Source organism: Roseivivax halodurans JCM 10272, from assembly GCF_000521785.1.
Lineage (GTDB): Bacteria > Pseudomonadota > Alphaproteobacteria > Rhodobacterales > Rhodobacteraceae > Roseivivax > Roseivivax halodurans.
Genome location: NZ_JALZ01000054.1, coordinates 1 through 13,580, shown reverse-complemented (window position 1 = coordinate 13,580; position 13,580 = coordinate 1). Strand labels below are relative to the sequence as shown.

General features: G+C 67.0%; 10 protein-coding genes and 2 pseudogenes. 4 read left to right on the top strand and 8 right to left on the bottom strand.

Annotation, left to right across the window (positions count from 1 at the left end; all coding sequences use genetic code 11):
* From OCH239_RS19930 to OCH239_RS19910, 5 genes and pseudogenes are all read right to left on the bottom strand, one after another.
* Nucleotides 1-618 (bottom strand): annotated as a pseudogene (locus OCH239_RS19930) (transposase); the annotation flags it as partial.
* Between the two features lie 361 nt (nt 619-979).
* Nucleotides 980-1,777, bottom strand: coding sequence for an ABC transporter ATP-binding protein (locus OCH239_RS19925; protein WP_037266882.1), 798 nt, complete (start codon nt 1,775-1,777; stop codon nt 980-982).
* On the bottom strand, nt 1,777-2,820 hold the full coding sequence (locus OCH239_RS19920) for a FecCD family ABC transporter permease (protein ID WP_037266879.1): 1,044 nt from the start codon (nt 2,818-2,820) through the stop codon (nt 1,777-1,779). The genes OCH239_RS19925 and OCH239_RS19920 overlap by 1 nt, the downstream gene beginning before the upstream one ends.
* Nucleotides 2,817-3,857 (bottom strand): FecCD family ABC transporter permease, encoded by a 1,041-nt coding sequence (locus OCH239_RS19915; RefSeq protein ID WP_037266877.1) that lies wholly within the window; start codon nt 3,855-3,857, stop codon nt 2,817-2,819. Before OCH239_RS19915 ends, OCH239_RS19920 begins: the two co-directional genes overlap by 4 nt.
* Nucleotides 3,854-4,849: an iron-siderophore ABC transporter substrate-binding protein gene (locus OCH239_RS19910; protein ID WP_425280313.1), complete on the bottom strand. Its 996-nt coding sequence runs from the start codon at nt 4,847-4,849 to the stop codon at nt 3,854-3,856. The genes OCH239_RS19915 and OCH239_RS19910 overlap by 4 nt, the downstream gene beginning before the upstream one ends.
* Nucleotides 4,850-5,228: 379 nt before the next feature.
* Here OCH239_RS19910 and OCH239_RS19905 point away from each other — a divergent pair, with 379 nt between their 5' ends.
* Entirely contained in the window at nt 5,229-7,313 is a 2,085-nt protein-coding gene (locus OCH239_RS19905) for a TonB-dependent siderophore receptor (protein ID WP_037266871.1), read from the top strand.
* A 42-nt stretch (nt 7,314-7,355) separates the two neighbouring features.
* On the opposite strand, the gene OCH239_RS19900 is transcribed toward OCH239_RS19905, so the two are convergent.
* Complete coding sequence (locus tag OCH239_RS19900) at nt 7,356-8,204, bottom strand: helix-turn-helix domain-containing protein (protein ID WP_037266884.1); 849 nt, start codon at nt 8,202-8,204, stop codon at nt 7,356-7,358.
* Nucleotides 8,205-9,233: 1,029 nt separating this feature from the next.
* Entirely contained in the window at nt 9,234-9,752 is a 519-nt protein-coding gene (locus tag OCH239_RS19890) for a metallophosphoesterase family protein (RefSeq protein ID WP_037266868.1), read from the bottom strand.
* A gap of 1,204 nt (nt 9,753-10,956) precedes the next feature.
* Between OCH239_RS19890 and OCH239_RS19885 the strand changes: the two genes are divergently transcribed.
* The 3 genes and pseudogenes from OCH239_RS19885 (at nt 10,957) to OCH239_RS19875 (ending at nt 12,434) form a co-directional block, all read left to right on the top strand.
* Complete coding sequence (locus OCH239_RS19885) at nt 10,957-11,238, top strand: hypothetical protein (protein ID WP_037266860.1); 282 nt, start codon at nt 10,957-10,959, stop codon at nt 11,236-11,238.
* Between the two features lie 4 nt (nt 11,239-11,242).
* A pseudogene (locus OCH239_RS23965) lies at nt 11,243-11,596 on the top strand (relaxase/mobilization nuclease domain-containing protein); the annotation flags it as partial.
* Nucleotides 11,597-12,059: 463 nt separating this feature from the next.
* Entirely contained in the window at nt 12,060-12,434 is a 375-nt protein-coding gene (locus tag OCH239_RS19875) for a hypothetical protein (RefSeq protein WP_037266854.1), read from the top strand.
* A gap of 755 nt (nt 12,435-13,189) precedes the next feature.
* Here the strand turns inward: OCH239_RS19875 and OCH239_RS19865 are convergent.
* Nucleotides 13,190-13,324 (bottom strand): ribbon-helix-helix protein, CopG family, encoded by a 135-nt coding sequence (locus OCH239_RS19865; RefSeq protein ID WP_244430409.1) that lies wholly within the window; start codon nt 13,322-13,324, stop codon nt 13,190-13,192.
* Nucleotides 13,325-13,580: the final 256 nt, after the last annotated feature.

The window sequence follows — 13,580 nt, the reverse complement described above, 5'->3', positions numbered from 1 at the left end:
CGCCTGTCGAATGCTGCCGCGGTATGAGGCCAAGCCATGGTGAGCGGGAACAGAAAAGCGTCCAGTGGACGGTTTTCCTCGCGAACAAGTCCCGGCCTTTACGGAACGCTTCCGGCGGCGGCGCCAGCGTAGTAATGGCCGTGGCGATCAGCGGACCGATGCCCGGAATGGTCATCAGACGCCGCGCCACTTCGTTCTCCTTGGCTCGACGGTTGATCTCGACGTCCAAGATCGCGATTTGATCGTCGAGCCGGGAGAGCGTTGCAGTCAAGACCTTCAGGGAAGCCCGTGCCGTCGCTGGCAGATCCGACTCGTCGTCCGCGACCAACGCAATCAGGCGCCGGGCATTCGTCGCGCCCTGCGGCACGACCTGACCGTATTCTGTGAGGTGTCCGCGGAGCGCGTTGATGGTCTGGGTGCACCGCCGGACGAGCAATTCCCGGACGCGGAAGACGCTGGCCACCCCTTGCGTTTCTTCGCTCTTCACCGGCAGGAAGCGCATGGTCGGTCTCTGGTTCTTCGACTTCAGACGATCCCCCGGATCGTCTGATCGCTACGCGACCGTCTCGAACCCTCGCAGATCGCCTCCGCATCAGCCGCATCGTTCTTCTGCCGTTTCGATGGTCGAAGCCTCCGCTTAACCCAAAGCATGTCTGGGCGATCCGGGTCCGCCTCGAGATCGCTCAGCGGAGTCGCGAGCTGGCGCTCTTCGATTTCGCGATCGGCAGCATATTGCGAGGGTTCGACTTGGTGAAAATGAAGGTCTCTGACGTGTATGCGGCCGCACAGGTCAAACACCGCGCTTCGATTTTCCAGACCAAAACCCAGCGGCCGTTCAGCTTCGAGATCACCGCGGGGACGCGAAGAGTCGAACCAGTCCCCTCGCTGCGCACTTCAACGGGCGATGATGCAGCGTGACGGCAGAGCGAACCGCTAAACTCCGACATGCGGCGCAGGGGGAAAGCAAGTGCCCCAAACATCAAGCGGTGCCGTGCCGCCCGAGCGGCAGCATCATCGGCTTGCCCGTGGTCGGATCCGCGATGACGCGGCTCCTCAGCTCGAAGACCCGCTCGATCATCGCTTCCGTCAGGACCTCCGCGGCAGCTCCCGCCGCCTCGACGCGGCCCTCGCGCATGGCGATCAGGTGGTCGGCATACCGCGCCGCGAGATTGAGGTCGTGCAGCACCATCACGATCCGCGTCCCCCTCTCGCGCGCGAGATCGACGAGCAGGTCCAGCACTTCGATCTGATGGGCGATGTCGAGAAAGGTGGTCGGCTCGTCGAGCAACAGGATGTCGGTGTCCTGCGCGAGCGCCATGGCGATCCAGGCGCGCTGCCGCTGGCCGCCGGACAGCTCGTCCACGCTGCGGTCCGCGAGGTCGGCCGAGCCGGTGGCCTCGAGCGCTGCGGCGACGGCCCTGTCATCCGCCGCGCTCCAGCGCGACAGGATCCCCTGATGCGGATGGCGGCCATAGCCCACGAGGTCGGCAACCGTGATCCCGTCCGGCGCCGTCGGCGATTGCGGTAGCAGCCCGAGCCTGCGCGCCAGCTCGCGGGTCGGTATGTCCCGCAGCGAGCGCCCGTCGAGAAGCACCTGCCCCCGGTCCGGCCTGAGCAATCTCGCGAGACATCGCAGCAGCGTGGACTTGCCGCAGGCATTCGCGCCGACGATGGCGCAGATCCCCGAGGCCGGCAGCGACAGGTCCAGATCCCGCAGCACCAAAGACCGGCCGTAGCCGGCTGTGATGCCCTCGGCGCGCAGGGATGAGCCAGTCATCATCGTCCTCCCTGTCCGTGCGAGCGGACGATGAGGTAGAGAAGGTAGGGCGCGCCGATGGCGCCCGTCACGACGCCGACGGGCACCCGCGCCGGCAGCAAATGCTGTCCGGCATAATCCCCGACCAGCACGAGCATCGCACCGACCAGGGCCGCGGGCATGAGCGCCGGCCGCCCCGGTCCGGCAATCGCCGTCGCGATCGGCCCCGACAGGAAGGCGATGAAGGCGATCGGTCCGGTGACGGCGGTCGCCACGGCAATCAGTCCGACCGCGGACAGGACGATCAGCGCCCGGTCGCGGGTGAGCCTGACGCCGAGCGCGGCAGCGGCATCGTCCCCGAGCCGCATCGCGTCGAGATTGCGGCGCAGGCCGATGAGGAGACCGCCGAAGACCAGGAGCGCGCAGGAGATCGGAACCGCCTGATCGAGCGTCACCCCGTTCGTGCTTCCGGTCAGCCAGCGCAGCGCATCCTGCAAGGTCCAGGACGGCGCGCCGAGCAGCACATAGGCGATGAGGCTGTCGAGCATGGCCGAAATGCCGATCCCCACGAGGATCATCCGCGCGCCGGACAATCCGTCCTTCAAGGCCAGAAGGTAGATCGCCGCTGCCACCACCAGACCGGCGATGATGGCGACACCCGAGACCGCCGCGCCGCTCCATCCCAGCACCACGATGGCCACGACCGCGGCGGCGCTCGCGCCAGAGCTGATGCCGATGATGTCGGGGCTCGCCAGCGGATTGCGCAACATGGTCTGGAAGACGACGCCGCCGAGGCCGAAGCTCATCCCCGCCAGAACCGCGAGCACCGCCCGCGGCAGCCGGAGCTCGCGGATTGTGAACCCCGCCCCGGGGACGTCCTGTCCGGCGAGCACGCGCATGACGTCCATCGCCGGCGTGACCGATTGGCCGACCATCAGGGTCAGCGCGCCCCCCGCGGCAAGGACCGCGGCGAGAAGGCCCGCGATCCGCCGCCGGCTCCGCGTCCTGGCCCGGCGGCCCGCGGCGATGCGGGCGGCGAGCGGCAGGGATGCGGCCTCGGTCACAGCTCCCTCACCCGCCGCTGACGGACGATCCAGACGAAGACGGGCGCACCGACGAAGGCGGTCACGATGCCGACATCCATCTCCGAGGGGCGGGCGACGATGCGGCCGAGAATGTCGGCGGCGATCAGCAGGATGGCTCCGGTCAGGGCCGCGAAGGGAAGCAGCCAGCGATGATCGACCCCGACGAGCAGGCGGCAGAGATGCGGCACCACGAGGCCCACGAAGCCGATCGGCCCGCAGATCGCGGTGGTGCCTCCGCAGAGCAGCACCGCCCCGAGCGCGGCCCCGGCCCGGGCCCAGGCCACCCGCGCGCCGAGGCCCGCCGCCGCCTCGTCTCCGAGTGCCAGGAGGTTGAGCCCCCGGGCCGAAGCGAGGCTGAGACTCAACCCCGCCAGCAGGAACGGCAGGCAGGGCAGGATCGCGTCGTATGTGGCGCCCCCGACTCCGCCGACCTGCCAGGAGCGCACGCCTCCGGCGATGTCGCCCCGGGGCAGCACGATCGCCGTTGTGAAGGACGACGCCGCGATGCTCGTCGCGGCCCCCGCGAGCGCGAGCTTCAGCGGCGTCGCCCCGCCCCGTCCGAGAGAGCCCACCGCATAGACGAAGGCGGCGGCGAGCCCTGCGCCGAGGATGGCGGTCCAGACGAATGCGAGCGTCCCCGTAAGACCGAACCAAGCGATGCCGATGACCACGGCCAGCCCCGCTCCGGCGTTCACCCCGAGAATGCCGGGATCGGCGAGCGGGTTGCGCGTCACGCCCTGCATCACCGCGCCGGCAAGGCCGAGCGCGCCCCCGGCGAGGGCAGCGAGGATCGTGCGCGGCACCCGCACGGCCACCACCGCCTCGGCGAGCGTGTCCGTGCGCCCCTGTACACCGTTCAGGATGTCCGGCAGGCTCACCTCCCGCGTCCCGACGCCGATCGAGACGCCGCCCGCCGCCGCGAGGAGCGCCAGCACGGCAAGGAGCCAGGCCAGCCGTCCGCGACGGCCATGACGCCGACCCGCCGGCGCCGCGTCCTCTGCGGCCACAACTTTCATTCGGACTTGCGCGCCGCGTCTGCCAGCCGGTCCACGTAATCCTCGAGCACCCATTCGATCGAGAGCGGCGTCGGATTGGCGGCCGTCCCGGCCGGATCGTTGCCGAGAAGGACCACGGCCCCATTCGCGACCGCCGGCATGCGCGAGGTCAGCGGGTTGTCCGAGACGCGGTCCAGCAGGCCTTCGTTGCCATAAGTGATGACCATGTCGACATCCGCGAATGCATCGATCCTCTCGGCGCTGATCTCGCCGGAATAGCTGCCGGGCGCGCTCGCCTCGAGGACGCTCCGCGGCATGTCGAGCCCGAGATCGTTCAGGAACCGGCTGCGCGTGTCGTTGGCGGAATAGAAGCGGATGACGCTCAGGTCCCGCGCCTCGAGATGGGTCACGAACATCGCCGTCTTGCCCGCGATATCGGGATGCGCCGCGGCGGCCTCGTCGATGCGCGCCTCGATCCGGCCGACGAGCGCCGCGCCCTCCGCCTCCATCCCGAGGCCCGCTGCATTGAGGCGGATCACCTCGCGCCAGGCCGTCGACCAAGGCCCGTCCCTATGCGGGATGACCGGGGCGATCCGGCTCAGGATCTCGTAATCGGACCGGGTCAGTCCCGAATAGCCGGCAAGGATGATGTCGGGGCGGGTCGCGGCCACAGCCTCGAAATCGATGCCGTCCCCCTCGTCGAAGAGGGTCGGAACCTCCGCGCCGAGCTCATCGAGACGCTCGGCGACCCAGGGCAGCACGCCGTCGCCGTCGTCGTCGCCAAAATTCGCCCGCGCGAAACCGACCGGAACGATGCCGAGGGCAAGCGGCACCTCGTGATTGGCCCAGGCCACCGTCGCGACGCGCACGGGCCTCTGCGCGATCGTCGTCGTGCCGAAGGAGTGCTCGACCGTGACCGGGAAATCCTGCGCCCCGGCGGAGCACGCGGCGCAGGCCAGGACTAGCGCCAAGGCGGCCCCGGGGCTGCCGGCAAGCAATGGGATACGCATCATTCCGGCTCCGATCGACATAGGTTCCTGCCCTTCGCTGCAATCCGCGTTCCATCCTCCGGAGCCCAGCGTCAAGGCGCACAAACGGGCCTTCGCAGAAATTCCGCCTCTTTTCATCAGGTTTTCCGGGGAATCCGACAAAAACAATCGGATTGTGCAATACGCAATCCCGGACATGTGCCAGACGACATCCGCCGCCCTCGCGCTCCGGTCCGGCGAAGGGCGGCCATACTGCGGTCGACTGGCCTCGGAGGTGGCACGGACCGGCGGGCCCGCCATCGGATGCGGACGACAAGCAAACGAACAACAAGTCTGGGGACACCACATGGCATCACGTCATACACCGCACAGTCATCGATCCCGGCCCCGCCGGGTCGGCGCCATGCTTCTGGGATGCACCGCTCTCGTCACGCTTCCGCAGGGGCTCGTCGCCCAGGATGCGGGGATGGAACCGGACGGCTCCTATCGCCTCTCGCCGATCATCATCGAGGCGGGCACCGAAGTCGACAACGACGCGGAGTCCGTGGTGGCCAGCGAGCTCTGGACCGGAGGCAAGGTCGCGACCAGCATCCTCGACACGCCCGCCTCGGTGTCAGTCGTGACCCAGAAGGAGATGGAGCAACGCAACGCCGACACGGTGGAGGACGTGCTCGAATACAGCTCCGGCATCATCACCGACTATTACGGCACCGACGACCGCAACGATTACTACCTCGTCCGCGGCTTTCAGGCCTCGACCTACCGCGACGGCCTGACGCTCGGAACGATGCGCGGCGTGCGCGAGGACCCCTTCGCGTACGAACGGCTCGAGGTGATCAAGGGCGGCAACTCCACCCTCTTCGGCACCTCCGACCCCGGCGGCACCGTGAACTTCGTCACCAAGTCCCCGCGCTTCGAGAGCTTCGGAGAGCTTTTCGGCAGCTACGGCACCAACGATCAGGCCGAGATCGGCTTCGATTTCGGCGACGTGGTGAACCCGTCAGAGACGCTGGCCTACCGCGTGGTGGGCAAGGTGCGCGACGCCGAACTCGAATACGACGACTCGCGCGACGATTCCCAGTTCTTCCTCGGCGCGGTAACCTGGGCCCCCACCAGCTATACCGAGCTGACCTTCACCGCCGACTACCTCAAGCGCGACGGCACCCCCAACAGCGGCGGCTACCCGCTCGACCGGGACTACGACCGCGACGAGTTCTTCGGCGAGCCGAGCTTCAACGACCAGGACGTCGAGCGCCTGACCCTCTCGGCCGAGTTCCGGCACGAGTTCCAGAACGGCCTGAACCTGCGGGCGAACCTGCGCTACAGCGATCTCGAGGACGATTTCGGCTACGTGTACCTCACGGACAACGACGCGCGTACGGGCTCCGTGGTCGATCGTGACTATTTCGGCGGCGAGAGTACTGCCGAGGAATGGATCGGCAACGCGATCGTGCAATACGACGCGAGCTTCGGGAGCGTCGACAGCAGCACGCTCGCCGGCGTCGAGTTCCGCAGCGCCTCCACGACGAGCTCCAGCTTCTACGGCACATACACTCCGATCGACGTGGACGATCCGGTCTATTCCGGACCGCCAACCGGGTATTCGCCCTACAGCGTTCTCGAGAACGATTACAGGACGAGGTCTCTTTTCGCGCAGCAGAACTTCTCGTTCTCGGACCGGATCGTCGCGACCGTGGGCGTGCGGCAGGACTGGCTCGATATCGAGCAGGAGGATCTCTCCTCGGGCTCCCGCGTCGAGACCGAGGACGATTTCTCGGAAACCTCGTACCGGGCGGCCCTGACCTACAAGATCACGGACGAGACCTCCGCCTATGCGAGCTATGTCGAATCCGTCGCGCCGCCCGCGATCGGCACCGAGCCCGAGCGCGGCGAGCAATACGAGATCGGCGTGAAGTACCAGCCCGCGGGTCTCAACGCGCTCTTCACCGCCTCGGCCTACGAGCTGACCAAGACGAACGTCGTCGTTCCCGTCGTCCTCGATAGCGGCGTGATCGAGCGCCAGACCATCGGCGAGTCGCGGGTCCGCGGCGCCGAGCTCGAAGCCAAGGCCGAGCTGACGGAGAATTTCGGCCTCGTCGGCGCCTATGCGTACCAGGAGTCCGAGTTCGTCCGGGGCAACGTGCGCGGCACGGAGGTCGACGGCAACGAATTCGCCACCGTCCCCAATCACCTCGCCTCGGTCTGGCTGACCTACGAGCTGCCGGGCAACGGCGCGCACGGCGACATCGATCTCGGGCTCGGCGCGCGGTACGTGGGCGAGTATTTCTACGGCGTGACGAACGACACCGGCACAAGCCCCGAGCAATATTACGTCGACGCCTCGTTCGGCTACGACCTTGCCGAGAACACGAGCCTGCAGGTCAACGTGAGCAACCTGCTCGACCGCCAGTATGTCGTCGGCCAGGGCACCGCCGCCTATTACAACAACGGCCGCACGGTCACCGCCACGCTCCGGCGGAGCTGGTAAGCATGGCGCCGGTCCCGCGCGAGCCGTGCGGGGCCGGCGCGCTCAGGCGAGCAGTCGCTGCCGCCGCCACGCCGCCGGGGTCATGCCCACGGCGTGGCGAAAGCTCCGCGTGAAATGGGCCTGATCCGAGAAGCCCAGCCGCTCGGCGATATCGGCGACCGTGAGCGCCGAGCCCGTCAGAAGCCCCTGCGCCAGTTCCATCCGCCGGTCGAGCTGCCACCGCTGCGGCGTGACGCCCGTCGTGTTCTTGAACACTTGCGAGAACCAGCTTTCGGAGAGGTTCACCGCCGCCGCCATCTCTGCCACCGGCATGCGGCGCCCTCCGCCCGCATCGAACCGCGCCGTCACCCGGCCCATCTGCGCCGCGGTCAGCCGCGCATTGCCCGGCAAGCGCTCGGCACCGCCGATATCGAGCATCGCGGCGAGCAGGCTTCCCGACAGCGCCTGGGCATAGAGGTCGGGTCGCAGCGGCCTGCCGATCTCCCCCACCAGCAGCCCCGCGATCTCCTCGAGCCCCGCGATGTCGGCGCGCTCCGCCGGGCGCTCCAGCGCGCGGATTGCGTCCGTCCGCGACATGGAGCCCGACAGGAAACCGACGGCCCAGCCGAGGTCCATGTGGATGTCGAGATGGGAGAACGCGAGCGGCCGCGTGAAGGCGGTCTGCACCACCATTCCGGCCGGCACGTAGATGGCCCGCGCCATCGGTCGCGGCCCGCCCTCACCGATCACTTCTATTGCGCTCACATCGTCGAAGAAAAAACTCAGCCGTGGATTCGCCGAGACGTAGTATCCCCGGCTGCCCGGGTTTCCGACAGCTTCCCAATATGCGGCGAGGATCGTGTCGAACTGACGCCACCGCACCGGAACGGTACAGTGGATCCTCTCCGTCATACCCGTGAAATCATGGCGATAGCGCACAAGCAGCGCTCCGAGTGGCTTATGGCGAGAGATAGCTGCTAATCTGCGACGCTCACGCAACGGGGCGGCAGACAGTCCGGCTATGGAGATGTATGCCTATCCGCCACGCGATGGCAAGCTTCGAGGCAGGACGTGGCGGACGTACTTGGCCGAGGCTACCCCGGCTCTCACGCGGCAAAGAGCTGCGCGTCGCGACCGCCTGTCTGCAGGAGATCCGCATGGGGGCCGACCTCGACGATGCGGCCCGCATCCATGACAGCGACTCGGGAGATCCACCGCCTCGGCGAGGCCGACGCGCGGTTCGCCTTCGACGTATTCCGGCACAGGTGCGGTCGCGTGCCCGTATGGACCCGCAAGGTCGCGCTCGGCGAGACAGTCGCAATCACTGGACCGAGCGGAAACCGCCTGCCGCCAGCTGAGTGGCGTGCTGACCTTGTCGGTGACGAAACCGGGATCCCCGTGATCGCGCGGATCTTTGCCGGGCTTGCGGCCGGAACGTGTGGTACTACCCGGCTATTCGTACCATCAGAGGACATGTTCAAAGCCTTCGCGCGCCTGAGGGCATGCGCATGATATGGATCCCGCGTGACGGGGGTGTTTTGCCGGCGCATCCCGGTGTCGACCTCCCTATGCCGCGACCCGATACATTCAGCTTCTTTGCAAGGGAACGTGACGACATGCTGGCCGTGAGGGCCCGTCTGATCGAGGCTTCAGCCCTGAAGGACCGGCAGTCGGATCCGATCCCAGTGTTGGATGATGCTCTCCGCCGCTTTTCGCGATCGCGATGGGTCGGACTGGGCCAAGGCACGCGAAGCAGGCGCGACCATAGCAGAGCGCCTCCCTCTTGTTCCGCCGGACGAGATGGAGGCCCTGATGCGGGAAGCCGGGTTCTCTAAAGTTATGTTTTTCTATGCGACGTTCTCGTTCCACGGCTGGGTCGCACGCGCAAAAAGAGACGATTACTCTTTAACTCTGATTCCTCCAGCCATGTTCCGTGGAGCTTCAGGACCTCTGCAATTGAGTGCGAGACATGTCAGCAGGCAATGGCTGGATCATCGCCCGCGGGCGGCCCGCCTCTTCCCAGAGGAAGGCTAGTGTGATCGGCAGGCGGAAACGGCGCGGCCCGGCCGCGCCCGGGTTCAGCCAGAGGGTGCCGCCCGTCTCCTCGATGCCGGGCTTGTGGGAGTGACCGGAGATCACCACGTCCCACACCTCGTCCGACGGATCGGACCGCAAGACCTTTCGATCGTGGATCATGTGGATCCGCAGGCCGGCCGCCGTGAGGTTCAGCGTTTCGGGCAGCGCGTCGGCCCAGGGGCCGCGATCCACATTGCCGCGGATCGCCATCACCGGTGCGATCCGCGCCAGCACGTCCAGATGGTCCGGGTTGCCGATGTCGCCCGCATGCAGGATGCGGTCGACGCCCTCGAGCGCCTCCAGAGCCTCGGGGCGCAAGAGGCCGTGGGTGTCGGAAATGACGCCGATGCGCTCCCCGGAAGAGGACTGGCGGAATGGCTCCATGGGGTTCTCCTTGGGATGTCGGATGTCTGCAACAGCGAAGGCAGGACGTCTCCGCACCGCAGCGATTCTCGATTGCCTTCGCCCCCTGGAAGAACGTCCCGAGAGCGTTCTACCTGCGCGAGCGGTTCCGATCGGGCGTGGAAAGGATTAACCACATCTTAACATATGCTTGTCCGAAAATATATCGAGCCGCGGGAATCATCTTCCGTCGGGGCAACAATCGGCTATTGAGATCTCGCTCGCCGCCGCATTTCCAACACAGAATTCGAGGGGGTCCCCTCAGGAAAAGCGGCGGGTTCGCATTCTCGAACGGCGCGGTACTCCGCACTCGGGTCAGGTTCTTGGTCAGAATATGTGTCGAGTGACCTTTCATTCGTGATCGCGCCCGGGCCCCCCGCCCGGGCGTTTTTCGTCGCGAACTGGCCTCGCATCCGGCCCGGGTGTCACCCCCGCCGCCCAGGATCCCGCCGAGCTCCACGAGCACACGGTCGAACTCGGCCATCGCCCCCTTCTGTCGAAACTGGCGTCGTTCTCAAGCGGCCCCTAACGGGTCGGCATTGTAGCCTCGGTCCCCGAAACGAATGTTGTCCGCCTCCTGAACACGCGCCACGTTCGAGCCGCGCCATACGAGGATTGAGCCTCCTGTAGAACACCGGGAAGGTGACGGAGCGGGCCTCGCACCGCGGCTCGGTTCCCTGATGGTCTCTATTGTGCTCCGATGGGTTAAGCCCGCTCCGGGTCATTCCAGGCAATAGGCTCCGCCCGCTGCGGTGGGGGGGGAGCCGGACAAAAGAAATGGCAAACACCGGGGGCACGCACGTCCGATTGCCGAAGCGAGGGCCCGCGTCCTAGGTTCTATCGCGCGCGAGTGTCACCGAGGATGCTCCGGGAAAGCACACTGGCGCTGCCGAGGCTCGATAAAGAAAATCCGGATTTTCCTGGCCGCCTCGCACCCCGCCACTCGCGGGCAGGCGCCGAGCCCTCGATCCGAGGCTGCCCAGGTCCTGGGTTTTCCACAAAATTCCGACAGGACGGTGCCTTCGCCGGCCGATTGGCGATCCCGGGAGCGCCGCGCATTGCTAGATTGGGGCCAGCCGAAACTCCCGAAGGACATCTGCCCCATGACCTCGACGCCCAACTCACCCGCCACCCGGTCGCCTGCTGCCTCCCTGCCCTGCCCCTCATCTGCCACTGAGGCCCGCCGGTGAGCGAGCGCCGTGACCAGGTCATCAAGCTGCGGCTCACACAGGCGGAGCGCGCGCAGCTCGACCGCCTGTGCGAGGCCGACCGGTCCGAGAGCTGCGCCGCCTATATCCGTCAGAAGGCCCTCGCCCCAGATGTCTCGACGACCGCCATCGCCGAGCTGATCGGACGCACCGGGCTGACCCTCAACATGCTCGACACCGCAACGCCGTTGCAGCTCGGCCGGCTCTCCGCAGACCTGCGGAGGCTCACCGCCGAGCTTCGCAAGCACCGGGCGGACTGAGGGGATGCGCGCGCACAACACATTCCATCCCACGGCAGCGGTGATCCCGGACTACGTGCTCCGGGACGGTGCGGAGTGGATCGGCGGAACGGTCCCAAGGGCGCGCGCCACTCTCCTGCAGGCCCGGATGGACGAGTTCGCCGGCGGTGGGCGCGTCCTGCACATGACCTTGTCGCTGCCCGATCATCTTGTCGCCGACCGCCGCACCTGGATCCGGATCGTCCGGCAGCAACTCGAACTCATGGGGCTGCCTGCGCTGAGCACGCCGTGGATCTCCGTCCGGCATACCGACGCGGACTGCGACCACGTCCATGTCGTGATCGCGCTGCGAAGCTTCGACGGCGTCCCACTCGCCCCGGCGACGTCGAAGGAGCGCACCGACCGGATCCACCGGATGCTCGCGCGCCGCATCGGCCTGCCCGTGCCGGACTATTTCGATTCCCGGATCCCGCACCTTATCCCGCCGACCGTTGCCCGGAAGCTGGACACCGCCGCCAAGCGGCGGCTCGAGGCGGATCTGCGGCAGGTCTTCCGCAGCGAGCGGCCGAGGGACCTCGCCACCCTCGACCTCGCCCTGGCGCGGCGCGATCCGCCCATCCTGCGCATCGAGACCCCGAACAGCCATGGTACCCCCAGCAACCTCTTCCGCCAGGACGGACATTCGGTGTTCGGCGGCGAGCTCGGTCCGGGCTGGGAGCCGCGGCACCTGCGCGCCCGCCTCGCCTTCCACGCCGGGCTCCATCGCCTCGGTCTCCGCCTCTCCGCCCTGGCCCTGCTCCGCGCCCTCGCGGCCCACCCCCATGACATGAAGGATCTCCTCGATGCCCGCTCCCAAAACCTCGCTCACCCTCCCCGACGACTGGCAGGTCCTCCTGACCGCCCTCGAGGGCACGGACCACAAGGTGGACCGGCTCCTGCCGTTGCTCCAGTTGCTGAACGATCCGGAGAACCCGGTGCTGAACCTCGGCCAGACGCTGGCCGACGTGTTATGGGGGATGTCGAAGGACCTGAAAGAGAGCTCCCAGCTCCGGCTGGAGATGAAGGACCTGGTGGAAAAGACGGCGGCGGCGAACGCCAAACTGCTCGAGGAAATCGAAAAGATCTCGAAAGACCTCCAAGAGGAGCGCGAGCAAAACAAGCTGCTGCGCAGCAGGGTCCAGAAGGTCCACGGCCTCATGGTCAGCCCGGCGGGCTGACCTTCGGTCACTGGCTGGCCGGGATCCTCACGATCCTTCATCGCGGCGCCCCCGGCTGGCGCTGGCGGAGGACACCGAAGGGTGAGATCGAGGTCATGTTCCGGGACCAGAGTCTGGCCCTCTGCCAAGACCACGGGTTCAGCATTCTCCGACACGGGCCGGAGGCCGAGCGTTTCGTCGACAGATGGCGCGCGGAGGCCGATCCAAGGGGTGCAGGGGCGGAGCCGGAAGACATCGCCGATGAAGATCCAAGCTTCGATGGTCCCGAACCCTAGTGCAGGACGGACGGAATTTGATGCCCCGGTCGTAACTTCATCCTGCCGGGTTCGGTTCGTTCCGGGTAGGCGAAGGGGACGACTCCATTCCCTTCGAAATCCCCAGCCGGCGGGGCACTGTCCCCTCGACAGCTCACGCGCCGAAGGCGCTTCAAGGCGCGACCGGGCGTCGCTCGGCATCGTCGCTCGGTCTCCGGGACCGGCAAGTCCGGGATCCTCACCGCGCAGCCCGTTGCAGTTCCGGGATGGGTCCCGAACCTGCAACCTGCCTGCTCGCGAGGGGGATACCCCCGTCGATCCCCTCCTCGTCGGTTGCGGTCCGGGCGGCTCCCTTCCCTCGCCTCCTGCGGCCAGCAGCCTGCTGGACCCGGAATGTTCGGGGCATGGATGTCCTGCGTTGGGTCGATGTCCAGAGGCACTGGTACGGTTGAATTGCGCTCCGACTTTTCAGGACCCGGGTACCTTCGACTGCGGCAGACCCTAACCGCGGGGATCTCCGGTGAGCTCGAGCCACTCCATCAGGGCGCGTCGGATCATCTCCGGACGCGTGGGCACATCCGTCTCGACCCGACGCCGGTCGTCAATCGCGTCGATGATCTCTCTCGGCAGTCTCAAATTCACCGCCTCAGAGTCGACGCGCGGGCGTCCTCGTTTTTCTGCCATCACCCGAATCTTTTGTCTTGTTATCTGGTTTTTTGGTGCCATATAATTCGGACATGAGCAAGGGCTCGTACCCCCTTACTCATGTCCTAACCCTGACTGATCCTATGGAGATCACCCATGGCTAACCCCTCGCCTATCACGCCTGCGCGTTTCGCGCCCACCCCGATCTCGTCCGCGTTCACCCAGCTGATCCCGGCACTCTCCGGGT